This is a genomic window from Photobacterium ganghwense (genome assembly GCF_003025595.1).
GTDB lineage: Bacteria > Pseudomonadota > Gammaproteobacteria > Enterobacterales > Vibrionaceae > Photobacterium > Photobacterium ganghwense.
On the sequence record NZ_PYMI01000006.1, the window covers coordinates 107,548 to 132,665 of the forward strand.

At 53.7% G+C, this 25,118-nt stretch carries 28 protein-coding genes; 14 read left to right on the forward strand and 14 right to left on the reverse strand.

What is annotated here, in order from left to right:
- The first annotated feature begins 9 nt into the window (after nt 1-9).
- From lpxM to C9I92_RS19700, 8 genes are all read left to right on the forward strand, one after another.
- Nucleotides 10-966 (forward strand): lauroyl-Kdo(2)-lipid IV(A) myristoyltransferase, encoded by a 957-nt coding sequence (lpxM, locus tag C9I92_RS19665; RefSeq protein ID WP_047887209.1) that lies wholly within the window; start codon nt 10-12, stop codon nt 964-966.
- 105 nt (nt 967-1,071) lie between these two features.
- Nucleotides 1,072-2,148, forward strand: coding sequence for an O-antigen ligase family protein (locus tag C9I92_RS19670; RefSeq protein ID WP_169776055.1), 1,077 nt, complete (start codon nt 1,072-1,074; stop codon nt 2,146-2,148).
- A gap of 4 nt (nt 2,149-2,152) precedes the next feature.
- Nucleotides 2,153-2,896 (forward strand): glycosyltransferase family 25 protein, encoded by a 744-nt coding sequence (locus C9I92_RS19675; RefSeq protein WP_047887211.1) that lies wholly within the window; start codon nt 2,153-2,155, stop codon nt 2,894-2,896.
- A gap of 10 nt (nt 2,897-2,906) precedes the next feature.
- The gene (locus tag C9I92_RS19680; protein WP_047887212.1) at nt 2,907-3,992 is read left to right on the forward strand and encodes a glycosyltransferase family 4 protein; all 1,086 of its coding nucleotides are present in this window, start codon (nt 2,907-2,909) and stop codon (nt 3,990-3,992) included.
- Nucleotides 3,993-4,003: 11 nt separating this feature from the next.
- Nucleotides 4,004-4,384: an HAD hydrolase family protein gene (locus C9I92_RS19685; protein ID WP_047887213.1), complete on the forward strand. Its 381-nt coding sequence runs from the start codon at nt 4,004-4,006 to the stop codon at nt 4,382-4,384.
- Nucleotides 4,375-5,967 carry a phosphotransferase gene (locus tag C9I92_RS19690; protein ID WP_047887214.1) on the forward strand — a complete coding sequence of 531 codons (1,593 nt, stop codon included), beginning with the start codon at nt 4,375-4,377 and terminating at the stop codon, nt 5,965-5,967. The genes C9I92_RS19685 and C9I92_RS19690 overlap by 10 nt, the downstream gene beginning before the upstream one ends.
- Nucleotides 5,964-6,692 carry a glycosyltransferase family 2 protein gene (locus C9I92_RS19695; protein WP_047887215.1) on the forward strand — a complete coding sequence of 243 codons (729 nt, stop codon included), beginning with the start codon at nt 5,964-5,966 and terminating at the stop codon, nt 6,690-6,692. The genes C9I92_RS19690 and C9I92_RS19695 overlap by 4 nt, the downstream gene beginning before the upstream one ends.
- Nucleotides 6,689-7,642, forward strand: a complete 954-nt coding sequence (locus C9I92_RS19700) for a WavE lipopolysaccharide synthesis family protein (RefSeq protein WP_053061929.1) — start codon at nt 6,689-6,691, stop codon at nt 7,640-7,642. Before C9I92_RS19695 ends, C9I92_RS19700 begins: the two co-directional genes overlap by 4 nt.
- A 57-nt stretch (nt 7,643-7,699) precedes the next feature.
- On the opposite strand, the gene C9I92_RS19705 is transcribed toward C9I92_RS19700, so the two are convergent.
- The 4 genes from C9I92_RS19705 to C9I92_RS19720 form a co-directional block, all read right to left on the reverse strand.
- Entirely contained in the window at nt 7,700-8,080 is a 381-nt protein-coding gene (locus tag C9I92_RS19705; protein ID WP_047887217.1) for a hypothetical protein, read from the reverse strand.
- A gap of 1 nt (nt 8,081) precedes the next feature.
- Nucleotides 8,082-8,615: a capsular polysaccharide synthesis protein gene (locus C9I92_RS19710; RefSeq protein ID WP_047887218.1), complete on the reverse strand. Its 534-nt coding sequence runs from the start codon at nt 8,613-8,615 to the stop codon at nt 8,082-8,084.
- Entirely contained in the window at nt 8,612-9,382 is a 771-nt protein-coding gene (locus C9I92_RS19715; protein ID WP_047887219.1) for a glycosyltransferase family 2 protein, read from the reverse strand. Before C9I92_RS19715 ends, C9I92_RS19710 begins: the two co-directional genes overlap by 4 nt.
- A gap of 77 nt (nt 9,383-9,459) precedes the next feature.
- Complete coding sequence (locus C9I92_RS19720; protein ID WP_047887220.1) at nt 9,460-10,515, reverse strand: CDP-glycerol--glycerophosphate glycerophosphotransferase; 1,056 nt, start codon at nt 10,513-10,515, stop codon at nt 9,460-9,462.
- Nucleotides 10,516-10,666: 151 nt separating this feature from the next.
- Between C9I92_RS19720 and waaA the strand changes: the two genes are divergently transcribed.
- Nucleotides 10,667-11,941 (forward strand): lipid IV(A) 3-deoxy-D-manno-octulosonic acid transferase, encoded by a 1,275-nt coding sequence (gene waaA, locus C9I92_RS19725; protein WP_047887221.1) that lies wholly within the window; start codon nt 10,667-10,669, stop codon nt 11,939-11,941.
- Here waaA and C9I92_RS19730 read toward each other — a convergent pair.
- Nucleotides 11,938-12,642 (reverse strand): 3-deoxy-D-manno-octulosonic acid kinase, encoded by a 705-nt coding sequence (locus C9I92_RS19730; RefSeq protein ID WP_047887222.1) that lies wholly within the window; start codon nt 12,640-12,642, stop codon nt 11,938-11,940. The two genes, waaA and C9I92_RS19730, sit on opposite strands and share 4 nt — an antisense overlap.
- Before the next feature lie 92 nt (nt 12,643-12,734).
- On the opposite strand from C9I92_RS19730, the gene C9I92_RS19735 reads away from it, so the two are divergent.
- Together C9I92_RS19735 and coaD are read left to right on the forward strand one after the other, a co-directional pair.
- Nucleotides 12,735-13,772 carry a glycosyltransferase family 9 protein gene (locus C9I92_RS19735; RefSeq protein ID WP_047887223.1) on the forward strand — a complete coding sequence of 346 codons (1,038 nt, stop codon included), beginning with the start codon at nt 12,735-12,737 and terminating at the stop codon, nt 13,770-13,772.
- Nucleotides 13,773-13,798: 26 nt separating this feature from the next.
- Nucleotides 13,799-14,290: a pantetheine-phosphate adenylyltransferase gene (gene coaD / locus C9I92_RS19740; RefSeq protein WP_047887224.1), complete on the forward strand. Its 492-nt coding sequence runs from the start codon at nt 13,799-13,801 to the stop codon at nt 14,288-14,290.
- A 141-nt stretch (nt 14,291-14,431) separates the two neighbouring features.
- On the opposite strand, the gene C9I92_RS19745 is transcribed toward coaD, so the two are convergent.
- From C9I92_RS19745 to C9I92_RS19775, 7 genes are all read right to left on the reverse strand, one after another.
- On the reverse strand, nt 14,432-15,439 hold the full coding sequence (locus C9I92_RS19745; RefSeq protein WP_047887225.1) for an NAD-dependent epimerase: 1,008 nt from the start codon (nt 15,437-15,439) through the stop codon (nt 14,432-14,434).
- Between the two features lie 157 nt (nt 15,440-15,596).
- Nucleotides 15,597-16,406, reverse strand: a complete 810-nt coding sequence (mutM, locus tag C9I92_RS19750) for a bifunctional DNA-formamidopyrimidine glycosylase/DNA-(apurinic or apyrimidinic site) lyase (protein WP_047887226.1) — start codon at nt 16,404-16,406, stop codon at nt 15,597-15,599.
- A 40-nt stretch (nt 16,407-16,446) separates the two neighbouring features.
- On the reverse strand, nt 16,447-16,947 hold the full coding sequence (locus tag C9I92_RS19755) for a hypothetical protein (protein ID WP_047887227.1): 501 nt from the start codon (nt 16,945-16,947) through the stop codon (nt 16,447-16,449).
- Nucleotides 16,948-17,093: 146 nt separating this feature from the next.
- Nucleotides 17,094-17,261, reverse strand: a complete 168-nt coding sequence (gene rpmG / locus C9I92_RS19760) for a 50S ribosomal protein L33 (protein ID WP_002535344.1) — start codon at nt 17,259-17,261, stop codon at nt 17,094-17,096.
- A gap of 13 nt (nt 17,262-17,274) precedes the next feature.
- Nucleotides 17,275-17,511 carry a 50S ribosomal protein L28 gene (gene rpmB, locus C9I92_RS19765; protein ID WP_047875542.1) on the reverse strand — a complete coding sequence of 79 codons (237 nt, stop codon included), beginning with the start codon at nt 17,509-17,511 and terminating at the stop codon, nt 17,275-17,277.
- Between the two features lie 171 nt (nt 17,512-17,682).
- The gene (radC, locus tag C9I92_RS19770) at nt 17,683-18,357 is read right to left on the reverse strand and encodes a RadC family protein (RefSeq protein ID WP_047887228.1); all 675 of its coding nucleotides are present in this window, start codon (nt 18,355-18,357) and stop codon (nt 17,683-17,685) included.
- A 143-nt stretch (nt 18,358-18,500) separates the two neighbouring features.
- Nucleotides 18,501-20,174 carry a methyl-accepting chemotaxis protein gene (locus C9I92_RS19775; protein ID WP_047887229.1) on the reverse strand — a complete coding sequence of 558 codons (1,674 nt, stop codon included), beginning with the start codon at nt 20,172-20,174 and terminating at the stop codon, nt 18,501-18,503.
- Between the two features lie 217 nt (nt 20,175-20,391).
- Between C9I92_RS19775 and coaBC the strand changes: the two genes are divergently transcribed.
- Together coaBC and slmA are read left to right on the forward strand one after the other, a co-directional pair.
- The gene (coaBC, locus tag C9I92_RS19780) at nt 20,392-21,609 is read left to right on the forward strand and encodes a bifunctional phosphopantothenoylcysteine decarboxylase/phosphopantothenate--cysteine ligase CoaBC (RefSeq protein ID WP_047887230.1); all 1,218 of its coding nucleotides are present in this window, start codon (nt 20,392-20,394) and stop codon (nt 21,607-21,609) included.
- Nucleotides 21,610-21,821: 212 nt separating this feature from the next.
- A complete protein-coding gene (gene slmA, locus C9I92_RS19785; RefSeq protein ID WP_047887231.1) occupies nt 21,822-22,412 on the forward strand; it encodes a nucleoid occlusion factor SlmA in 591 nt (196 codons plus the stop codon).
- Between the two features lie 93 nt (nt 22,413-22,505).
- Here slmA and pyrE read toward each other — a convergent pair whose 3' ends face one another.
- Together pyrE and rph are read right to left on the reverse strand one after the other, a co-directional pair.
- Nucleotides 22,506-23,147 carry an orotate phosphoribosyltransferase gene (gene pyrE, locus C9I92_RS19790; protein WP_047887232.1) on the reverse strand — a complete coding sequence of 214 codons (642 nt, stop codon included), beginning with the start codon at nt 23,145-23,147 and terminating at the stop codon, nt 22,506-22,508.
- A gap of 108 nt (nt 23,148-23,255) precedes the next feature.
- Complete coding sequence (gene rph, locus C9I92_RS19795; RefSeq protein WP_047887233.1) at nt 23,256-23,972, reverse strand: ribonuclease PH; 717 nt, start codon at nt 23,970-23,972, stop codon at nt 23,256-23,258.
- A 265-nt stretch (nt 23,973-24,237) separates the two neighbouring features.
- Between rph and C9I92_RS19800 the strand changes: the two genes are divergently transcribed.
- Nucleotides 24,238-25,101: a YicC/YloC family endoribonuclease gene (locus C9I92_RS19800; RefSeq protein ID WP_047887234.1), complete on the forward strand. Its 864-nt coding sequence runs from the start codon at nt 24,238-24,240 to the stop codon at nt 25,099-25,101.
- Nucleotides 25,102-25,118: the final 17 nt, after the last annotated feature.

Consider the following 25,118-nt stretch of genomic DNA (forward strand, 5'->3'; position numbering starts at 1 on the left):
TTATCGCCCATGAAAGATCATTACGACAAACAAGCTTATAACCCTGAGTTTCACTGGCATTTCCTGCACCCAAAATACTGGGGAACCTGGCTGGCCGTGGCTGTTGCATCCCTGCTGTGCCTGTTGCCACACCGTGTTCGCCGCACCATCGCGACCGGTTTTGCCAAGCTGGCGATGAAATTTGACAGCAAGTCCAACCGACGCGCGCGGGTTAACCTGGCGATGTGTTTTCCGGACAAAAGCGAGGCTGAGCGGGAAGCCATGCTGATGGAAAGCTACATCACCGCAGGCAGCTTCCTGATGGGATTCGCCTCTCTGAGCGTACGCAGCCGCGCCTGGCTGGAAAGCCACACCATCATCCGCGGTGAAGAGCACCTGGCCACCCTGAAAGAACAGGGAGAAAGCGCTATCCTGCTGGTACCTCACACCTGGGCCATTGATATTCCTGCGGTGCTGCTGGCATCCCGCGGCCTGCCGGTATCGGCCATGGCCAAGAAGCAAAAGAATGAGGTATCCGACTGGTTGATGCACAAACAACGCGTGCAGTATGGCGGTCGCGTGTATGAGCGCAGTGGTGGGATCAAGCCCTTTATCAAATCGATCCGTGAAGGGTATCTGGGCTACTACTTACCCGACGAAGACCTCGGCCCCGAACACAGTGTGTTTGTTGACTTCTTTGCCACCACCAAGGCAACGATTTCGGGTCTTGGCCGACTGGCCAAATTAAGCCGTTCGAAAATTGTGCCGCTTTATTCTGTATACAACAGCAAAACCGGCCAGTATGAAATCGACATTTATCCGCCGTTGTCACCGTTTCCTCTGGAAACCGAAGAGCAGGATGCCCGTCTGATGAACGAGTGCATCGAGCAGTACGTCACCGAACGCCCGGAACAATATATGTGGATTCTTCGTCTGTTAAAAACGCGACCAAATGGCGAAGCCAACCCGTATAACGTCAAGAAATAGGATCAGGGCAGAATGAACAGAAGTACAATATTCAACACCCTTATCCTGCTGCCGGTTATCTGGCTGTTCAGCGGCTTACTGGTTGTCGGCGATGGCGATAAGCCGATGGTCGCACTGGTTGTTATTTCCGCTATTACCTCAATAAGTTACTACGGACTTCAGACGACCAGAGACAACCTCCGTCACAACCGGGTTTTATGGGTGGTACTGGCACTGACCGCTTATGGTCTTTTCAGTCATTTCTACCACGGCATCAGTTCCCGAGAAATTCGTGCCCTGTTGATGGCGTCAGTCATGCTGATTTGTTTTCCTCGAGAACTCATTTCGCAGCGCCTCTTAAGCTGGCTGTGCCTGATGGGAGGTATTTCGTGTTTCTACATGGCGTATTACTACGGCCAGTATTTGGATATTGGCCGTGGCGCTTGGCCTATCAATGCCATTCCTCAGGCGACTATGAGCGCAGCAATTGGGTTGATTGCTTTGAGCCTTTCTTGCAACAAAAATGCGAGTCATAAAACCATCGCTGTGCTCGCCTTTGTTATTAGCACTGCAGCAGTCCTCTTCAGTCAGAGTCGGGGGGTATGGCTGGGTTATTTCGTCACCGTCGCGTTAATGATTATCCTGCACTTCCGCTCCCTGTTATTGACAAAAAAATCCTGTCTTGTTGCCCTGTTGCTCTTAATCATGGGCGGTTTTGCCTTAAAACCGGTTGTTGAAGCACGAATTGATGAAACACAATATGAAGTGAATCAGATCATGTCTGGTAACTTCACGACATCAGCAGGATTACGGTTGCAGATGTGGGCAATTGTCCCACAACTTGTTGAAGATAATTGGTTACTGGGGCTTGGCAGGTATCACCGCGAGAAGTTCAACGAACTGTACCAACAAGGGCAGGCATCCGAAACCTTAAAGCAACAAAACCCTGCCCATTATCACAATCAGTTCCTGGATCGGTTAGTGAAGAGCGGCATGGTTGGCGTGGCACTGCTACTGGCATTGTTATCAGTGCCATTGATCGGCCTCTCACGCGCCTCACATCAGCACCGCTATATGCTGAGCTCTATCGTTCTTCTTTATGCCACGGCATCGTTAACTGATGTCCCTTTTAGCCACCCACAGCCGCTGCTGTTGTATATTTTTCTGGTCAGCTGCTTAACGACATCTAGCAGAAAACACTAACGATATGTACGAAATTTTTGTCATCAACCTGGAGTCCTCCGTTGAGCGCCGTCACAATATCTCTCGGCAGCTTGACGAACTCGGATTACCCTTTTCCGTTTTCTCCGCAGTGAATGGCCGCGAAGGCCATCACCCATTGTTCGACAACTATGATGATCCTCTCAGTCAGCTATACCGCGGCAAATCGCTGAGCAAAGGGCAACTCGGCTGCTATGCCAGCCACTACCTGTTGTGGCAAAAGTGCGTTGAGCTGAATAAGCCAATTATTGTAATTGAGGATGATGCCCTGCTTTATCCGGCACCAATGACGGACTTTGTCCGGGCTATACCGACCCTTGATCCCAAATTTGAATGTATCCGCCTGTTTGATAACAAGCGCAAAGCATTTAACTTCACCCCATTGGTTTCGCTAGGCGCAACGTCTGTGTGCAAATTTACCAAGGGGCATATGAGTGCCACCGGTTATTACCTGACGCCGACCGGAGCCCGGAAGTTCCTGGCACATTCCGATCGCTGGTATATGGCGGTCGATATTTATATGGACCGTTTCTGGATCAACCAGGTCGATTGCTACGGCACAGCCCCTGCCTGTTTAACCAACGACCCGATTTTCGATTCGGACATCGGTTACGACAGCCAGAAACCACCGCGCAGTCTGCTGACCCGCTGCAAACGGGAGTGGTTTAATCTGACCGAGCTCTTTAAGCGCGAAACACATAACGCTCTGTATAAAATCAAACAAAAATAAAGCCTGAATTATGAAAATTTTGATTGCCAGCTCCTACCATCACGCATGGAACAGCGTTCGTCCAGAAGCGGAAATGTTTATTGAAATGGTTCGCCAGGGTCATCAGGTAACGGTCGCCACGCAGGGCGATGCCGAATATGTGTCCCGTTTTCGTGAGCACGGGGTAAAAGTTATCGACTGCTACCCGACCAAGAAAATTTGTTCAAAGACCATCAAAACCCTGCATCGCGAACTGAAAGATGGCGACTACGACATCTGCTACGGATTTAACTCCAAAACCATTCCCAATGCCGCGTTTGCCTGCATCGGTACCCGCGCAAAAATGGTGACTTACCGGGGCACAACAGGCGGCCTGTATCGCCACGATCCCAGTGCTTACCTGACCCATCTTCACCCACGGGTTGACGGTATCATTTGTGTATCTGACGCCGTGCGCCGCGATGTCAGCCAGCGCGTCTGGAAAAACCGCGACAACATCGTCACCATTTATAAAGGTCACCAGCTGGACTGGTACAGTGTTGCACCGACCCAGCGTGAAGAATTTGGCCTGACCGACGATGACATCATTGCCGTCTGCGCCGCGCATGTGCGCCCGAGCAAGGGGATTTCGGTTCTGGTACAAGCCACCCACCAGATTGATAACCCGAATTTCCACCTGTTGCTGGTCGGCAGCGGTTTCGAACCTCACTTTGACGAAATCAGGCAAAGCCCTATGGCAGACCGGATCCACCTGGTCGGCCACCGTAAAGACGTTCCCTCGATCATGGCCATGGCCGATTTCCAGGTTCAGCCGTCAGTCAGTGGTGAAGGCCTGCCTCGTACCATTATTGAAGCCATGGCAAACGGAACCACTTCTGTTGTCACCACCACCGGTGGTTCGCCGGAGCTGGTTGATGACGGTGAAACCGGTTTTATCGTTCCGGCCGGCGATGCACAGGCTCTGGGCCAGGCAATGAACCAGCTGATTACGGATAAAAACAAAATTGCCCGATTCAGCGCCGCGGCACAAAAGAAACTGGATACGGAATTCAATGCGATGGAAACCGTACGCCATCACATCGCCTTTTTTGAAAAGCTGCTGCACCCAACGAAGTAGGACAGTCTGATATGAAAAAACTGGTTGTTGATCTAGACGGCACGATAACGCTGGCCGATACCAATGATTACGAGAACGTCGCGCCGAATCTGGCAGTGATTGAGCAACTGAAAAATTACAAGGCGCAAGGCTACACGATCACCATCAGTACGGCGCGCAACATGCGCACTTACGAAGGGAATGTAGGACTGATTAACATTCACACCCTACCGATCATTACAGCCTGGCTGGACAAACATCAGGTACCTTATGATGAGATTCTGGTGGGCAAGCCCTGGTGCGGTCATGACGGCTTCTACATTGATGACCGTGCAGTACGCCCATCAGAATTTGCCTCTCTGTCAGTAGAGGAGATCAATGCCCTGCTCGACAAGGAAAAAGCATGTTTCTGATCATGTCCGCTGCTTATGTCAGTCAGGAGCTAGAGTCGGAGTTCGGCACCATTCCACCGGCGTTTCTGCCGCTGGGTAACCGCCGTCTGTTTCAGCATCAGGTCGCCAGTGCGCCGGAAGGTAAGAAAATTTACCTCAGCTTGCCGGAAAGCTATCAGCTCGAAACTTACGATGAAGCCTGGCTGAGCAAGCACGGTGTCGCCCTGCTGCGCATCCCGGATGGCCTGTCACTGGGCGCCTCGCTGGTCTCTGCCCTGACACTGGCTGATTATGACCATAAAAGTAGCCTCAGTATCCTGTTCGGAGACACCCTGTTTTCCGAGCTGCCTGGCGGCGAAGATATCATTACGATTTCCCAGGTCGAAAACAGCTACGATTGGGCCATCGTCACCAATGATAACTCCCACTGGCTCGACACCCCACAGCATCGCCATCTGCTGGATCAGAACAACGTGGTTTGCGGGTATTTCAAATTCAGCCAGCCCCAGCGGTTGCTCAAAGCACTGACGATGGCGCACTGGGATTTCATCCAGAGCCTGAACTATTACCACGAGGAATGTGGCCTCAACAGCGTTCACGTTTCCAACTGGCTCGACTTTGGTCACCTGAATACTTACTACACCTCCAAAGCCAAGTTCACGACCCAGCGGGCCTTTAATCATCTGGAAATCACGCCCAAATGGATTCGTAAGTCCAGCACAAAAAACCAGAAAATAGCCGCAGAAGCTCATTGGTTTGAACAGGTACCGCCGATTCTTCGCACCTATCTGCCTCAATTTCTCGGTACTCAGACACAAAACGGGACAGTGTCTTACCAGCTGGAATACCTGCACCATACCGCACTGAACGAGCTGTTTGTGTTCTCCACCCTGCCGGAGCTGGTGTGGAAGCAAATTCTCAGCAGTTGCCTGGACTTTATCGACGCCTGCCAGCAACACACCCCGGCCACTGACAACCATCAGCCGATCCAGTCTCTGGAGGTATTGTTCGGCGAAAAAACACGTCAGCGGCTGACTGAATACTGCCAATCCGTTGGTTGCGAGATGGCAACACCGTGGACGTTTAACGACAACCTGAGCGCCTCCTTTGCCGATTTACTGGCGGCCAGCGAGCAATATTTGCCAACGGCATCATTGCCACCAAGTGTCATGCACGGCGACTACTGCTTTAGCAATATTTTGTATGACTTTCGCAGCGATAAAATAAAAACCATCGACCCACGGGGCATGGATGTACATGGCGACTTCACCGTGTACGGGGATGTGCGTTACGATCTGGCCAAGCTGAGCCACTCGGTACTCGGCCTGTATGACTGGATTATCGCCGGCTACTATGAGGTTAGCGTGGTACAACGTGCGATCACCTTCCGGTTGGATATTCCTAAACACATTAAAAGCATTCAGCAGCTGTTCATTACCTTGATGAAAGAGAAGTATCAGCTATCCGATAAAGCCCTGTACGCCATGCAGATCCAGCTGTTTCTGTCTATGCTGCCACTGCATGCCGACGATTTACGCCGCCAGCAAGCGCTGATGGCCAATGCATTTCGCCTTTACCAACTGATTCAGGACGCCGAAGTATGATCGTCATTCCCATGGCCGGCCTAAGTTCCCGTTTTTTCCAAGCTGGGTTTACCGAGCCAAAATACATGCTCAAAGCCCACGGAGAGACACTGTTTGCTCACGCCATTAACAGCTTCTCACACTACTTCGACACCGAGTCATTTCTGTTCATCATTCGCGATGTGTACGGAACCCGGGCATTCGTCGAGCAGGAAGTAAAACGCCTGGGTATCAAAGAAGCCCACATTTTTGTGCTGGAGGAAGCCACCCGCGGTCAGGCGGAAACGGTGTACCTCGGGTTGCAATCGCTGCCCGAATATCAGGGCCCGATAACCATCTTTAATATCGACACCTTCCGTCCCGGCTTCACTTTCCCAGCCGAGTTGACCCAGTGGGACGGTTACCTTGAAGTGTTTCAGGGCAGTGGTGATAACTGGTCATTTGCTCAACCAGCATCGGCCGACTCCACCCGCGTGGTGCGCACCACCGAAAAAGAGCCGATCTCCGATCTGTGCAGCACCGGTTTATATTACTTTGCCTCAACGGTGCTGTTTACGGATGCCTATGAACGCTATCTTGCCCGCCCTCAAGCTGAATGGGCCAAAGGTGAGCTCTATATCGCCCCGCTCTATAACACCTTGATTCAGGACGGTCACGCTATCCATTACCACTTGATTGCAACCGATGACGTCATTTTCTGTGGCGTACCGGACGAGTACTACCAATTTCTGGAGGGACAAGGTTGAGCCAGGATTTCCAACACATCAGCGTTGTGGTTCAGGGACCGGTCCAAAACTATAAAGGCCGGACCCATCACGAAGAAGGCATCACCAAACGCTGCCTGGACAGTATCCGTACCCATTTACCGGGAGCGACGGTCATCCTGTCGACCTGGCCGGATCAGGACCTGTCGGGTCTGGATTATGACTTGCTGGTGATCAGTGAAGACCCGGGGCAAAACAGTGACGGCTTCTGCCCGGTGAATTACTATCGCCAGATCGTCTCGACCAAAGCAGGCCTAGCACGCGTGACAACCCCTTATGCTGTGAAGCTGCGCAGTGACAACTTCCTCACCGGCAACGAATTCGTGGCACTGCAGCAAGCCTTCCCTTGCAGTCAGGCCGAACACCGCGTGTTTGCCGAAAAAGTGGTCATCAACGCGAACCTGTTTCGACGGACCTCACACGGCCAACGGGTGATCATGAGCCCGAGTGACTTTTTCTATTATGGCCGCACTGACGATCTGCGGAAAATCTGGGACCAACCGCCATTTACCCAGCAACCCTTCGCGGCTGAACTGATGGCGCAGGCTACCCGCCGGTCAGCCGGAGAGCCGGCACTGGAAGCTGAGCAAGTGTACTGCCAAATCTGGCTCAAGGCCTTGTTACCCGAACGCACACCTCTAATGGCCAGCCGGTTTACCAGCCGTCAGCAAGACATCACATTCTGGGAATCATTCCTGGCCAGCAACATCATTATTGCCGATCCGGAGAACAGCGGCATTGGTCTGCGGAAAATTTCCATCAGGAAGCTGAAGCGGGCCAATGAATACAGTCATATCGACTGGCTGCGCCTGTACCGCAAATATTGTGATGCCCGCCAGCCGCTGACCTATACCGCACAGCAGTTGTTACTGGAGTTGCGCCGGCTGTTCAAACTGCCGCTGAGCAAGCTGATTTATAAATGGTCCCACTAAAAAAACCGCCAAAATGGCGGTTTTTCTTCGTACTGGAGATACCGAAACAGCAAGATCCTATAATATTTCCTGCTTCAAGAAGGTTATCCTTTCCTGGTAACGCTCTCCCTGCACATACTTGTCCCGATAGGTTTGCTTGGCAATGAATGCATTCCTGTACTGTGAGAAGTCATCATCAAGCTCAGCGTAGTTATTCGATAGCAGTTGAATTTGTTGCCAAGTCTCTGCCTGGTCGTCACAGCTAACGACTTCATTAAATAAATAAAACAACCAGAAATAAGGCGCAAACCCTTTTCGTTCCAAATGTTCCAGCAAAGGATATCCACTACCGGCTTTGCTGATCAGATTCCGGCGAGCCGCAAGTTTCCTAGTTGTATTTAGCCCTCTTATCTCGAGCTTCTGTTTTCTGTGCGGCTGGTATAAATACTCAATCGCCACCTCAAGCAGCCGCTTCGGAATGACCGCTCCGCGCCGCTAAAAACCACGAGACCAGTTGACGATCATCAGAATACTTTTCGCGAAAGGAGAAAAACGGTGTGTTTTCCATATCAAGCCACTGATCCAGCGGCTTTAAACAAAATGAGGTGGCATCAGCCCATACACCACCAAACTTATACAATAAAAATATTCTCAGGAAATCACTCTTGCCTGCAGCTTTAAGATCCACCGTGAAACAATTGAAGACATCATTAAAGTTGAAGCCAAGTATGTCAGAGATATTCACTTCATTCAGGAGAATAACTTGATAATCAGGGTTTTGTGTTACCCAGCTTTTATAAGAAAGCTGCACAACCTCTGGGGCGTTGTCGAGTCCTGAATCCCAGTACATCCAGACGGTCTTCGTAAAATCACCCGCTGGAATTTCCAGGTGCTGAATATGAGACAGCGCCTCAAGACCCTTTTGATAATCCTGCTCAGAGATGACAGGTGTCGGCTGCAAGTACTTTCGCAGTTTTCGTATCATCTCTTTCATGCGTTCTTTTCTTGCTCAAGCAGCCACAGCCCAACATATTTATTGAAGTTCACCTGGGCATACGTCATGGCGACGATGAAACCCACACTGCCGTCCAGGAAACCACGACGCAGAATATAAATATGGAAAAACGTCCACATCCCTCGTAGCAGGGCAAGTACCAGGCCATGGGATTTTTTCCCTTTACGATGGTATTTCTGCGACCCCAGCCAGGCATATTTAGCGGCTTTATCCAGACCGTGACCGTAATCGCGGTGGGTGTAATGCAGCAACAAGCCTTTCATGACACCGGTCGAGCCCGGTGCAGGCACCACAGTTTCATGAACCTCATCCAGGGTAAACCTTGCGCCTTCACGTTTAAACAGACGCAGAACCGAACGGGCGCTGCGGCCATATTTGAGGGTTTTGCCGTACAACGTGACACCCCAAGGCAGACGGTACGCCGTGTGCTCAATCTGCTCTTGCTCCAGCATCGCGATCAGTGCCGATTTCATCGTTTCATCCAGCGCTTCGTCGGCATCAATAGACAGAACCCAGTCGCCAGTTGCTTTATCCAGCGCCCGCTGTTTCTGCTTACCAAACCCCGGCCAGTCAGTGATCGTCACGTTGTCGGTATAACGCTGACAAATTTCGACTGTGTTATCGGTTGAGCCACTATCCAGCACAATGATTTCATCGGCGATGTCTACGACCGATTGCAGGCACGGCTCGATGCGATCCGCTTCGTTTTTCGTGATCACAATTACTGACAATGAATGCCTTCTCATAAATTGGGCCTTTCTGTTAACGATGTTTTGAATAAGTTCTGTATCGGGCAGCTACTTGCAGGCTACATTCCCCGAGCTTACCACTTCCAGTATCCGAGTTTCTTTCGCATTTTGAATTGACGCATCAAATTCAACGGCTTGGATTTCAGCCCGGCCCGGCCGTCTGCAATCATCGCGTTGGTGGCCTGCAGTACACGCTCACTGGATGCGCCGTCAGAATACGGGTGAATCAGTTGGCAATAGCGCTCAATCTCAGCCATCAGGGCTTCCGGGCGTTGCAGAGCCTCGGTAAGCGCCGCTTCGACAGCATCCACTTCAGTGACATCCAGCAGGTACTCCCCCGGTGACTGATTGCAGAACGTCACAACCGGTTTACGCTGCAACAGGAACATCAGCAGAACCGATGAGGTGTCGCACAACATCACGTCTGCCGCCTGCAACAACGGAATCACATTGTCGGTTTCGACAAACTGCAGGTGTTCGCCCGCCAGGCTTTTGTACTTATCGACAATATCCTGATCCATTTTCGGGTGGAACTGAATCAGCCAGCGCCATTTACCGGTCTGCGACAACTGTTTGATCTTCTCAAACAGTATCGGCGCACATGTCAGGTTGCGGGAAAACGTCGAGCACATCAGCACCGTCGGCCGCGGGTCAGCCGGTGCCAGGTAAGGGTTATTAGGCTCTGGGGTAAACAGCGGATCCAGTGCCGGCCAGCCTGTTTGCGCCACTCGGAAAAAACCGTGCTCAGCGGCCAGCTGTTCAAATCGTTCGGTGGTATCCGGCCCCTGCGTGCAGTACAGATCAAAACAACCACGTATCTCAAAATGATCCTCGCGACCGCGGCGGTTGAGTTTTCCGGCATTGAAACCATGAAAGACACCCACCTTGAGCCCCGGAACGAAACTCGGCACCACATTGCCCGGGACGAACACCGCATCCGGCTGCCAGGCTTTGACATCGCCGATGGTCGCCAGCACCTGCTCGTCAGGAGCGAGGAAAGCCGGATTGACTTCATTGCCTTCCAGGAACCAGCGCACTTCCCCGCCCTGTGCCAATATGGCGTGTTGCAGCGGCCGTAAGATGGCATACGAATAGTTCTGGGCGATATACATCAAGTAACGTTTTTTCATCTAACTCTCTGCTCGGTTCCCGTCGCCGGTCTGTACATGAAACAAGACGGTTATTCTAACCGAATCATGCTGTGGATAGTGAGTTTTCCCCGCCTGTTCGTGACGAAAGAAGCCGTTATAATAGCCCTAAATCGTTCACTGGCCTTTGATTATGTTGATACGCGCCCTTTATACCCTGCTGCTCTGCCTAGCCTCTCCCGTGCTGTTGTTCGGGCTTTATAAAAAGAAACCCGGTAAACCGACTTTTGGTTCCCGCTGGAAAGAGCATTTTGGCTTCACGCCGCCTGTCCGGGGTCAGCGTCCGATCTGGGTTCATGCCGTCAGTGTGGGCGAGTCCATTGCCGCGATCCCCGTCATTAAAGCCCTTAAAGCGGCTTACCCCGACACCCCCATTGTCGTTACCACCACCACCAGCACCGGGGCCCAGCAAGTCGAAAAACTCGGGGATCTGGTGGAACACCGCTATATGCCTATCGATTTTGCTTGGTGCGTCCGCGGTTTTTTGCGCGCAGTTCGCCCCTCCGCGATGCTGATCATGGAAACCGAACTATGGCCCAATACCCTGGCGACAGTGCACAGCGCCGGGATTCCGGTGATCGTGATGAACGCGCGCCTGTCCGCCCGCTCCGCCACCCGTTATCAGCGCTTCCAGCCGGTCTTTAAACTGATTGCACGTCATCTTGACCATATCCTGTGCCTGCATCAAGATGATGCCGACCGCTTCGCCCGATTGGGCATTGCAGCCAGCCGACTGACAGTTACCGGCTCAGTGAAGTTTGATATTCATATTGATGAGAGCATTCGCAAGCAGGCACAGCAGCTGCGGACGGTGCTGGGTTCAGCTCGCCCGGTATGGGTCGCAGCCAGCACCCACAAGGGAGAGGATGAACAGGTGCTGGAAGCCTTTGCCGCGGTTCGCCACCAGCATCCCGACAGTCTGCTGATTCTGGTGCCCCGCCACCCCGAGCGCTTCGATCAGGTTGAGCAGCTTTGTCTGGCACAGTCATTACGCTGTGTTCGCCGGACCGGCGACCAGGCGGTTACGCCGGAAACTCAGGTTTATCTGGCAGACACCATGGGAGAAATGCTGTTGTTTCTGGGGGCTGCCGATATCACCTTCATGGGCGGGAGCCTGATCGGCGATCGCGTCGGCGGCCACAATATGCTGGAGCCCGCCGCAATGGGCAAACCGACCCTAACCGGGCCGAGTTTTTATAACTTTGCCGACATCACCCAGCAATTACGGGACGCCGGAGCTCTCGAGGTTTGCCAAGACGCCCGGGACTTGGGCGAGCGTTTGTCCGTATTGCTGGCGGCCCCAGAACAGCGCCAGTGCATGAGCCAGGCCGCCCTGAATGTCGTCAGGCAGAATCAGGGCGCGGTTAACAAAACCCTGACGGTACTGGCCACTCTGCTGAAAGATTAGTCGTTCCGGTATCCGGCCAGCAGCCACTGCCAGCACGAGGCATCAAACCGGATCCCCCGCTTGCCCTGCTCTTTGACAAACGAGCGGTGCAAGCGGGACAGATTCCCTTCTTTCCATTGCTCGCCCTGCTGTTCATAGCACTTATCAAAATCAATCAGCCAGACCAGCTGCTGGTCATCCAGCAGGATATTGTGACTGTTGAGATCGGTATGGCACACCTGCAGGTCATGCATCTGACGCACCATGGCCCCAATCGCGCGCCAACACGACTCTGGCAAAGCCTGCTCGGCGAGAATCGCGACCAAATCCTGCGCGTTAGCCACTTTTTCCACCAGCAAATCGGCCTGATAGGTCAGTCCGCTACGTACTGCCCGCGCCGCCACAGGTCGCGGAACCCTCACGCCACCCTGCGCCAGTTTATCCAGCAGGCGAAACTCTGCGGCGCCGCGGGTATTGTCCCAGCCTGTAAACCAGTAGGCATCTTTCACCAGCTTGCCGAACAGGCCGCCCCGGCGATAGTGGCGCAAGGCCATCGGCAGTGCTTGGCCCTCGACAAACCAGGTCGTGCCCCGGCCCTGTGCCGAGCCGGTGACCCGTCCGGCCTGTTGCCAGAAGGCCGGGTCAAAGCAACGAAGGGGCTCTTCCCGTAACAAATCCGGGTCAAACCAGATCCGCTGATTGTCTTTCGTAATCACTTGCACACTTTCTCTCCAGGCATGAGGCGACAGAGTATTTTACAATCACTTACGTGAACTGCATAATTTCCTCTCTGAATCACTAACAGGTAACTGTCATGGCGTTATTTTCAACTCCGCCACAATCCTTATGTATTCTTCGCTTGTCCGCCATCGGTGATGTCTGCCATGCCATTGCTGTCGTACAAGCGATTCAGGCTCACTGGCCGAGTACCAAAATCACCTGGGTCACCGGAAAAATCGAAGCTCAGTTGATTGGCGACTTACCGGGCATTGAGGTGGTGGTGTTTGACAAAAAAGCCGGATGGGCCGGTATGAAAGCTGTCTGGGCCGCCCTGAAAGGTCAGCAATTTGATGCCCTGCTGCATATGCAGGTGGCACTGCGCGCAAGTGCCCTGTCACTGGGGATCAAAGCCCGCTACCGGGTCGGATTTGGCAAAAACCGCACCAAAGAAGGCCAGTGGCTGTTTACCAACCGCCATTTGCCTGACACCAACAGCTTCCATGTGTTGGACAATTTCGCCGACTTTGCCCGCTATCTGGGGGTGCCGTTTGACCAGCCTCACTGGAATATCCCACTGTCCGATGAGGACACAGCATTTGCCCGGCAGCAGATTAACCAGCATCCGACACTGATCATCTCGCCGGCCGCCAGTAAAGACGAGCGCAACTGGCTGACCGAACGTTATGCCCAGCTGGCCGATTATGCGAATGAAAAAGGTATGCAGGTGATTCTATGCGGTTCACCGGCACCGCGCGAAGTCACCCAGGGTCAGGCCATCGAACAGCTTTGCCAGCATCCGGTCAAAAACCTGATCGGCCAGACCAGCTTGAAACAGCTGACGGCTCTGCTTGGACAGGCCACCGTCGTGGTCGCCCCCGATACCGGTCCGGCTCACCTGGCAACCACGCAGGGCACCCCGGTGATTGGATTGTACGCCCACAGTAACCCCCAGCGCACCGGCCCGTACAACAGTCTGAACACAGTCTGCAGCGTGTACGACCAGCATGCCGAAGCGCAGCACGGCAAACCGGTATCTGCCCTGCCGTGGGGAACCCGGGTCAAAGGCGATCAGCTGATGAAAGACATCAGTCTGGCGCAGGTGACAGCGACCCTCGACACTCTCATTTCTTAATTCAACATCAGCGACTGGTACTCATTATGACAACCCGAGTTATCTACCCTGGCACCTTTGACCCTATTACCAATGGTCACCTGGATTTGATCGAGCGAGCCGCCGCGATGTTTGATCATGTGATCGTCGGCATCGCCTACAGCCCGAGTAAAAAACCACTGTTTGAACTGGAGGAGCGCGTGGCACTGGCCAAAGCCATTACTTCGCACCTCACCAACGTCGACATCGTCGGCTTCTCCGGCCTGCTGGTTGATTTTGCCAAGGAATATCAGGCCAATGTGCTGGTTCGCGGCCTGCGTGCTGTGTCTGACTTTGAGTTTGAATTCCAGTTGGCGAACATGAACCGCCGTCTGATGCCGGAACTGGAAACTGTGTTCCTGACCCCGTCAGAAGAAAATTCTTTCATCTCCTCCACCATTGTCAAAGAAGTGGCGCTGCACAAAGGCGACGTCAGCCAGTTTGTCGACCCAGTGATTGCCGACGCGCTGGAGAAGAAGTTCAAGGCACAGGGAAAATAAAAAACCAGTCCCAGCAATATCAAAAAAGGAGGCCAAGCCTCCTTTTTTATTCGCATTACTTTGCGTCCTTCACGACTTACCGCTTTTCAGGCCGCAACATTCATGCAGTCGTATTAACACGACTGCATTAACACTACCGTTTTAACACTGATAATACTCACGGTACCAAGCCACAAAGGCCTGCACACCTTCCTGCACCGAGACCTGGGGTTTATAACCAGTGACGTCAAACAGATCCGCCGTATCAGCATAGGTGGCGTACACATCGCCCGGCTGCATTGGCATGAAGTTTTTCTTCGCGTCCATATCCAGTGCCGACTCCAGCGCATCAATGAAATCCATCAGCTTCACCGGACTGCCATGACCAATGTTATACACACGGTAAGGTGCCGAGCTGGTTGCCGGAGAACCGGTTTCGACCGTCCAGTCCGGTGAGGATTGCGGAATCACATCCTGAATCCGGATAATGCCTTCCACAATGTCATCGATGTAGGTGAAATCGCGACGCATATCGCCATTGTTATACACATCAATGGCTTTCCCCTCGACAATCGCCTTGGTGAATTTAAACAGCGCCATATCCGGACGCCCCCACGGGCCGTACACGGTAAAGAAACGCAGGCCAGTCGTCGGCACACCGTAAAGGTGGGAATAGGTGTGCGCCATCAGCTCGTTGGACTTTTTCGTCGCCGCATACAGGGAAATCGGGTGGTCGACACTGTCAGCGGTATTAAACGGCATTTTCTGATTCAGGCCGTAAACCGAGCTGGAAGAGGCATACACCAAGTGTTCTATCTTGTGATGACGACAGCCTTCCAGAACCGTCAGGTGGCCAACCAGGTTGCTGTCAGCATAGGCCATCGGATTATCAATCGAGTAACGTACCCCGGCCTGTGCTGCCAAATGAATCACCCGATCGAATTTTTGCTCTGCAAACAGCGCGGCCATACCGTCACGGTTCGCCAGATCCAGCTCCACAAAGGTGAAGCCAGGATGCTGAATTCGGGTCAGACGATCATGCTTGAGCGACACCTCGTAGTAGTCATTGAGGTTATCAATCCCGACGACCTGATGGCCCATCGCGCATAGACGTTCAACAACGGCGCTGCCGATAAAACCGGCCGCACCGGTAACCAGATATTTTTTCATCCGTTTCACCCTTCTCAGCGTGCGTCTCCCGACACACATAAAACGTATTGGATAACAGGATCATAGCACTCTCAGACTGACGAACCTATCACTAGGCATGCAACCGGGATCCCATGTCACGCAGGCCGGAAGCGATGTTCCTGTCTTTACGGTGCGCTTATTTCTGACAATCGCTGCAGTATACTGTGGTCCGCTGACCAATCTTCACTTCACTGAGCAACTTGTCACAGCGCGGGCAAGGCTGACCGGCTTTGCCGTACACCTGCAGTTCCTGAGCAAAATAGCCAGGTTTGCCGTCCGCATTCTTGAAATCTTTCAGCGTTGTGCCACCCTGCTCAATCGCAAACGCCAGCACGGCCTTAATTTCCGCCACCAGCACCGCCAACCGTTTGGCCGAAACTTTTCCGGCTTCCCGTTTCGGATGGATACCGGCACTGAACAGGGATTCATTGGCGTAAATATTCCCTACGCCCACCACCACATGGTTATCCATGATGAACTGCTTGATTGCGGTCCGCTTGCCTCGGGCTTTTTCCTGCAAATATTGTGCACAAAACGCCTCGCTTAATGGCTCAGGTCCCAATTTGGCCAGCACCGGGTGCTCGCCGCCTTTGTCCTGCCACAACCAGGCACCAAATCGGCGGGGATCGTTGTAGCGCAGTACTTCTCCACTGGCCAGACAAAGATCCACATGATCATGCTTCTCCGGCGGAATCCCTGCCGGCAAAACCCGCAGGCTGCCCGACATACCCAAATGGACAATGGCATAACCGGCATCGGTTTCCAGCATCAGGTATTTCGCCCGGCGGCTGACCCGCCGGATCTCCTGCCCAACGATTTGGCGGATCGCCTCCGGGACAGGCCAACGCAATTGGGGATTGCGGATCACGATATCAGTTACCCGCTGGCCGGTCACATGGGGGGCAATCCCCATCCGGCTGACTTCAACTTCCGGTAATTCAGGCATTTTTTCTCTCGTTCAGACCCCGCGTTGTCCGCAGGTCCGATTATTCAGACGGATTCATGTGACGCGGAAATAAATAGGCCTCATCAACCGAGACGGCCAGCCACTCCCCCTGCCAGTTCTGGAGCAGCCAGAATTGCGGTAACTGGTAAATCGTCACCCGTACCGGCTCTTCGTGGCTGGCTAGCCAGATCTCCGCGGTTCTCGGGGCCTGCAGCGTAGGCTGCAACTGAGCCATCATGTCCCGGTTAACCGGGGTCCCTTCCAGGCGCTGCCAGTGGGCAGCCAATGTCGCGGCTGGCAAAGATACCGGCGGTTCCGCCAGCCAACCCAGTTCGCTCTGTCTCAGGGCAACCTGCGGCAGGCTCAAACGGGTCATTGGGGTGTCCTCGGGCAGTAAGCGCGTCAGCCCGCTGGCAACCATCGGTTCTGGTTCGTTCGTTGCAAAACGCTGCTGCAGCAATTCCGGCAGACGGATCACCGCGATAAAACAAACCACTCCGATGATGATGACATTGTTCCAGCCTCGGCGGGACAGCCTCATAACACGACTCCTTCACATGCAGATGCGAAATCATACCATGAGTATCAGTGTATGAGAGAAGCAGGAAAGGTGGCAGGGCGCCAAATTGCAGACATAAAAAAACCCAGTCAATAAACTGGGCTTTTTACCAAGAGGCAAAAAATCAATTACTTGATTTTCGCTTCTTTGTACATAACGTGCTGGCGAACTACTGGATCAAATTTCTTGATCTCAAATTTGCCTGGCATGTTACGTTTGTTTTTGTCGGTAGTGTAGAAGTGACCAGTGCCAGCAGATGATACTAGACGGATCTTCTCACGAATGCCTTTAGCCATTGTTCAAATCCTCTTAAACGTTCTCGCCGCGAGCACGCATATCAGAAAGAACGGCGTCGATGCCTTTCTTATCGATGATACGCATGCCTTTCGCAGAAAGGCGTAGTTTAACGAAGCGTTTTTCGCTTTCTACCCAGAAACGATGAGTTTGCAGGTTCGGCAGAAAACGACGCTTGGTGGCATTACGTGCGTGTGAACGGTTGTTACCCGTTACAGGACGCTTACCAGTTACTTGGCATACACGGGACATTACTGTCTTCTCCAAATCGTTTCAGCTCGATATCAACCATGGTTAACCAAACGGAAATCTTCATTTCCGCTAACCATAGCTATCAAAGGTCGCGCATTATACTAAGTCAAAACCAGTTGCTCAAGTCCCGAGCAGATCCTTTCGCATCATTTTGATCGATTTTGGCCTATTTTATAGCCAACCTCTTTCGGCGAAAGACGTAATTTCTCCGTCTCCAATAACAAAGTGATCCAGAACCCGAATATCTACCAACGCCAATGCATCACATATGCGGCGGGTAATTCGACGATCTGCCTGACTCGGCTCAGCTACGCCCGATGGGTGATTATGCGCTAAAATGAGCGCGGCTGCATTAAGTTCTAGTGATCTTTTTACAACTTCACGCGGATAAACGCTTGCAGCGTCAATTGTGCCCTCAAATAATACTTCTCCGCTCAGAACCCGATGCTGGTTATCCAGAAACAGGACAAAAAAGGCTTCCCGATGCCGATCACGCAATAAATGACTTAAATATCGCCGAGTATGATCCGGACTGGTCAGGGCATCGCCACGCTTCAGGGTTTCTTCAAAATGACGCTGGCTCATTTCCAGCACGGCCTGCAACTGGGCAAATTTTGCCGGGCCTAGACCTTTGTACTGACAAAAGGTGAGCTGATCGGCAGCCAGCAAGGCCCGCAGTGAGCCAAATTTCTCAAGCAAGTCGGAGGCCAGTTCAATGGCATTCATGCCCGCAATACCAGTTCGCAGAAAAATGGCCAACAATTCGGCATCAGATAATGCCTGTGCGCCCCGGGCCAGTAATTTTTCCCGCGGCCGGGAATCAGACGGTAACAGTTTTAGTGACATCAGGCTCTCTCCTGGTTTTCTGCCCAGAAGAGAGCCTGACGGACCTGGCCGCAAGAGCGCCGACCGACTTATGGGAAAATGTTCGCACTCTTTACCGGCAACTTCACGACACTTTCACGGCAGTGCGAAACAAACCGATGCCATTACACCTTGAACTGCCCGACCAGACTGCGCATCTGCTCTCCGGCGGCGGCCAGCTCGGTGGTTGTGGTTCGGGTATGCCCCAGCGCGCCGACAATCTGATCCAGGATGTGCTGAATGGCGACCATGTTCGTGTTAATTTCCTCCGACACCGCACTTTGCTCTTCCGCCGCTGTGGCGGTTTGCACCCCCATGGCATTAATGCTGTTCACCGCATCGGTCACGGTCACCAGACTGGCCGTAATACGCTGCGACTCCGCCAGAGTTTCCTGACTCTGCTGCTGACTGACCGTCATCGCCTGCACCGCTTCCCGGGTGACCGACTGCAGTTCTGCCAGCATCTGATTAATTTCTTCCGTGCTTTGCTGAGTCCGTCCGGCCAGCGAGCGGACCTCATCTGCTACCACCGCAAACCCTCGTCCTTGCTCTCCGGCGCGGGCGGCTTCAATGGCTGCATTCAGCGCCAGCAGATTGGTCTGAGCGGCAATGTCACCAATCACGGTGAGCACCGAGCTGATGCGCGTGGTCTGGGTATTGAGCAGCGCCATGGCTTGAGAGGCACTATCGACATGCGCCGCCAGCTGATCGATACGGTTAACCACGGCATCTACTTCCTGCTGGGCTGCCTCCGTCTGGGCGGTCGCTTCCTGTGTCGCGGTCGCCGTGTTCACCGTGTTGTTCGCCACTTCCCGCGCTGACACGCTCAGTTCCGTCACCGCCGTCACGACCAGCTCGGTCTGGCGATGATGCTCATCCATCTGTAATCCGGCCTGCTCGGTCTGCTGTTGCAGACTACCGGAAGCATCGCTGACATGCCTTGCAACCTGCTGAACTTCACCGATCAGCTGTTGCAGCTTGGCCATAAACTGGTTAAACGCGGCAGCCAGTTCGCCAATCTCATCCCGGCTTTCCACCTGCAACCGAGCAGTCAGATCGCCACCTCCGGCCGCAATACCCTGCAAGGCAACCAGCATGTGGCTAAGTGGCTGTAGCGCCCGCCCTGTCAGCCAGGCCACCAGTGCCGCGACCAGCACTACCACGGTCAGAGTCACGCTGACTGACAGCCACACCTGATGCTCGAACCTGGCAGCAGCACTCGCCTGAAATGCCGAGACTTCGGCCTCAATGTCATCGACATACACCCCAGTTGCCAGCACCCAGTCCCATTTTGCCAGATACTCGGCATACCCCAGCTTGGGCGCGGTGGCATTTATCGACGGCTTATGCCAGCTGAAATTCAGAAAACCATCCCCGCGTTTGGCGGCATCAATCAGACCGGCAATCACCCGCACGCCGTTTTCGTCCACCACATCAATCAGGTTTTTACCTTCCAGCGTCGGCTGGGCCGCATGCAGGGTATTGATACCCTGGCTGTTATAAGCAAAGAAGTAACCATCTTCGCCAAAGCGCATCGCCACCAGCCGGGCTTTCGCGGCCGGAATATTGTTCCCGTTGATATCGGCTTCATACAGATCGGCAATGGCCGTCCGCGCCAGTTGCAGCGCCGTTTGCAGCTCCTGCTTTTTCATTGCGGTAATCTGGCTGCGGTAGGTGTCAATTTGCGACGCCAAGTCAGACTTTTGCTCCGAAAGGTAAATCCCGTTAATCAAGGCCGCCACAATCACGAGCGGCAACAAAACCAGCAGCAACAGCTTGCTACGACAGCGTAACTCCATCTGATCAATATCCTGTTTTAAACGCGGTATGCTTTAACCCTAAGGATTTCATGACAATATTCCATGAAGTCATCAACACTTTTGACATTAACAGACCGCGAGAGCTACCACATTTTCCTGATTTCATGCGCAGCGCTTGATCCCAAGCCGTGAATCTCACCGGCTTTGGTGCTATCTTGTGGGCCGGATTTACAGGTTCAGAGAGACAGGCAACACCATGCAAACACTGGCAGGAAAACATATTCTTCTTGGAATCAGCGGCGGGATTGCGGCGTACAAATGTGCCGAACTGACCCGTCGGCTGATCGAGCGCGGCGCAGAGGTGCGCGTTGTCATGACCCCGGCAGCCAAGGAGTTTATTACTCCCCTGACCATGCAGGCGGTGTCCGGCAAGCCGATCTCTGACAGCCTGCTGGATCCGGCCGCCGAGGCGTCCATGGGTCATATCGAGCTGGCCAAATGGGCTGACCTGGTGCTGCTGGCACCGGCAACAGCCGATCTAATCGCCCGTATGGCGGCAGGCATGGGTAATGACCTGCTGACCACCCTCTGCCTGGCGACCGATGCCCCGATTGCCGTTGCCCCGGCCATGAACCAGCAAATGTACCGTCACGTCGCCACGCAGGAAAACATTGCCACCCTGCAACGCCGTGGCTGCCAGATTTGGGGCCCGGCCAGCGGTGAGCAAGCCTGTGGCGATGTCGGCCCCGGCCGCATGCTGGAGCCTATGCAGCTGGTCGGACTGACTGAAACCTTTTTCCAACCGGCTGACTGGCAGGATCTTCACCTGACCATCACCGCCGGTCCGACCCGCGAAGCCATTGACCCGGTGCGTTACCTGACCAACCACAGCTCCGGCAAAATGGGCTATGCCATTGCCGCCGCCGCCGCCAAGCGCGGTGCCAGAGTGACCCTGATTAGCGGCCCGACCAACCTGGCCACCCCGGCCGGGGTTGAGCGCATTGATGTCAGCAGCGCCGAGCAGATGCACGCAGCTGCACTGACCCATGCACCGGGCAGCCAGATTTTCATCGGGTGTGCCGCGGTGGCAGATTTCCGCCCGGTAGAGGCTGCCGGGCAAAAAATGAAAAAACAGGATGGTGAAGACGAGATGGTGCTGCGGCTGGTGAAAAACCCGGACATCATCGCCAACGTGGCGGCCCTGACCACACAGCGTCCATTTACTGTCGGCTTTGCCGCCGAAACGCAGGATGTGGCCCAGTACGCCCAGGATAAACTTCAGCGTAAAAACCTGGATCTGATCTGCGCCAATGATGTTTCTCAGCAGGACCAAGGCTTCAACAGCGATCAAAACGCCCTGCACCTGTACTGGCCGAACGGTGATAAAGCCCTGCCACTGTGCAGCAAAGCCGAATTAGGCCAGCAGCTGATGGCCGAAATTGTGGCACTGTACCGCACCCACGAGTCGGCCTGACCGTTTCCAGCCCGCCGTCATAGTGCTGAAAATGCAGACGAATTAAGCGAATAAGATCAAATATAAAGCCCATTCCTTAAGGTTGGGCTTTTTTTGTCGATATAGAAAACAGTATCTACCCGCAACGCTTTTCACAATCCCACTCCACAGCTAAGATAGGCGGGTTTCACGCTGTCCGGTGACAGTCTCATTTTGAAAAGGAACGGTTATTCATGGCTGGCAACAAGAAAAACAACCGCCGCGAAGAGATTTTGCAGGCCCTGGCGCAAATGCTGGAGTCTGCTCAAGGTAGTCAACGTATTACGACCGCCAAGCTGGCCGCCCAGGTGGGTGTTTCGGAAGCGGCACTCTACCGCCACTTCCCGAGTAAAGCGCGCATGTTCGAGGGTCTGATTGAGTTTATTGAAGATTCGATCACCACCCGCATTAACCGCATCCTTGATGACGAAAAAGATACCCTGAACCGCCTGCGCATGGTGCTGCAGCTGATCCTGGGATTTGCCGAGCGCAATCCAGGCCTGACCCGCATCATGACCGGCCACGCCCTGATGTTCGAACAAGACCGTCTCCAGTCCCGCATCAACCAGCTGTTTGAGCGGATTGAAACGCAGCTGCGTCAAATCCTGCGTGAGCGTAAGCTGCGTGAGGGGAAAGGGTTTCCGGTTGATGAGAATATTCTGGCCGCACAGCTGTTGGGCCAGGTGGAAGGCAGTCTAAATCGTTTTGTTCGTTCCAGTTTTAAGCACAAGCCGACCTCTAATTTCGACGACTACTGGCGCCTGCTGAGCGCCCAGCTGGGCTAACGGCCACTGTCGAACCGGCAGTTACCGGACTACCCAATAAAAAAAGCGAGGGATACCCTCGCTTTTTTGCGGCATTCGCTCAGGCGGTAACGCTTACACGCCGTATTCAGCACGGTACGCTTTCACCGCTTCCAGATGCTGTTCCATACCCGGCTGCTCTTCCAGGAAGCTCACCACATCACCCAGTGACACAATCGAGATGACCGCGCAGCCAAAGTCACGCTCGACTTCCTGAATTGCCGACAGCTCGCTCTTCCCTTTTTCCTGACGGTCAATCGCAACCAGCACGCCGGCCAGATCCGCACCATTCGCTTTGATGATTTCCATCGATTCACGAATCGCCGTCCCGGCGGTAATCACATCGTCCACCAGCATGATACGGCCTTCCAGCGCACTGCCCACCAGGTTACCGCCTTCGCCGTGATCTTTGGCTTCTTTACGGTTAAAGCAGTATGGGGTGTCGATATCATGCTGATCCGCCAGCGCAACCGCCGTCGTCGTGGCAATTGGGATACCTTTGTAAGCCGGACCAAACAGCACATCGTACTCAATACCAGCATCCACCAAAGCTTCAGCATAAAAACGGCCTAGACGAGCCAGATCACGCCCGGTATTAAACAGTCCCGCATTAAAGAAGTACGGGCTCTTACGGCCAGATTTCAGTGTGAACTCACCGAATTTCAGAACACCTTTCTCCAGGGCAAATTCAATGAACTGACGCTGATATGCTTTCATGGTTTCTCCTTGTCATAACTATTTACTCACGCCCGTGCGCGTCCGCACGGGTTCAGGGCGATACGTAGCCCAAAAAAAAGCGGCTCCAATAGGAACCGCTCAAAATCATTAACTGCTCAACGCCTGCTTCTGCACGTTGATAATGTCGGCAATGCCCTCTTTCGCCAGAGCCAGCATTGCCAGTAATTCTTCATGACTGAACGCTTCGCCTTCCGCCGTGCCCTGCACTTCGATCATCTTGCCGTCTTCCGTCATGACCACGTTCATGTCCGTTTCCGCTGCGACGTCTTCCAGGTACTCCAGATCGCACACCGGCTCACCGTTGTAGATCCCTACCGATACCGCCGCCACCATGCCTTTCAGTGGGTTTTCTTTGATCAGGCCTTTTGCCAGCATGTAATTGATGGCATCCACCAGCGCAACCATGGCACCGGTGATCGACGCCGTGCGGGTACCACCGTCCGCCTGAATCACATCACAGTCCACCGTCACCATTTGTTCGCCCAGCTTTTCCAGATCCACGGCGGCACGCAGGCTGCGGGCAATCAAACGCTGAATTTCCATGGTACGGCCACCCTGCTTGCCGCTGGCCGCTTCACGACGGTTGCGGGAATGGGTCGCGCGCGGCAGCATGCCGTATTCGGCGGTAACCCAGCCCTGGCCTTTGCCTTTCAGCCAACGCGGAACGCTTTCTTCAACACTGGCGGTACAAATGACTTTGGTGTTCCCAAACTCCACCAATACTGAGCCTTCGGCATGGGCAGTGAAGTTACGGGTAATAGTAATAGGACGCACCTGGTTGGCATTTCTTCCGCTTGGACGCATCGGGGTTCCCTCTGGCTGATATTAACCGGCGATTATAGCCACATCTGGCTGCCAGTGCACGCGAAACCCCGCACGGCCTCGCAATCTGCCCCAGAGACCGCATCGCCCGAGGACGAACCGGGCCGTCAGATTTCTTTTATGCGCAGGGGTCAGTATAATCAAAGCACCACGAACACTGCGCCGTACCATATTCACCGGACCGACAGCCTCCGGATTGTCCGTCCTGAAGCAGTTTTCTTCTTTCTACATTAGAGGCCATCAGCCAATGATTCACAGCATGACCGCCTACGCCCGTCGCGAAATCAAAGCCGACTGGGGTACAGCCGTATGGGAAATCCGTTCTGTTAACCAACGTTACCTCGAAACATACCTGCGTCTGCCAGAGCAGTTCCGCAGCCTGGAGCCGGTACTGCGCGAGCGTTTTCGCAAGCGTCTGGCCCGCGGTAAGGTTGAGTGCAGCCTGCGTTTTGATGTTAACCCGGCCACCAACACTGAGCTGACCATCAACGAAGACCTAGCGCATCAGGTTATCAAGGCGGCCAAATGGGTGAAGAATGCTGCCGGCGAAGGCAATATCGGTCCGTTCCAGGTCCTGAACTGGCCTGGTGTCATGGAAGCGCCGGAGCAGGATCTGGATATCATCAATCAGGACCTGCTGAGCGGTTTTGATGCCGCTATTGACGACTTCATTGCCGCCCGTGCCAGCGAAGGGGCAAATATGCAGGCTCTGATCGAGCAGCGTCTGGAGGCCATCTCCACCGAAGCCGCCATGGTACGCAGCATGATGCCGGAAGTGTTGACCTGGCAGCGCGAACGCATTCTGAACCGCCTGGAAGAAGCCAAAGTCGAGCTGGATGCCAACCGCGTCGAACAAGAGCTGATCATGCTGGCCCAAAAGAGCGATGTCGCCGAAGAGCTGGACCGCCTGGACTCGCACGTCAAAGAAACGCAGAAAATCATGAAAAAAGGCGGAGCCTGTGGCCGTCGTCTGGATTTCATGATGCAGGAGTTCAACCGCGAGTCGAACACCCTGGCGTCGAAATCCATCAATACCGAAATCACTGCCGCGGCCGTCGAGCTGAAGGTACTGATCGAGCAGATGCGTGAGCAGATCCAAAACATCGAATAAGCCCGCTTATCGACGTG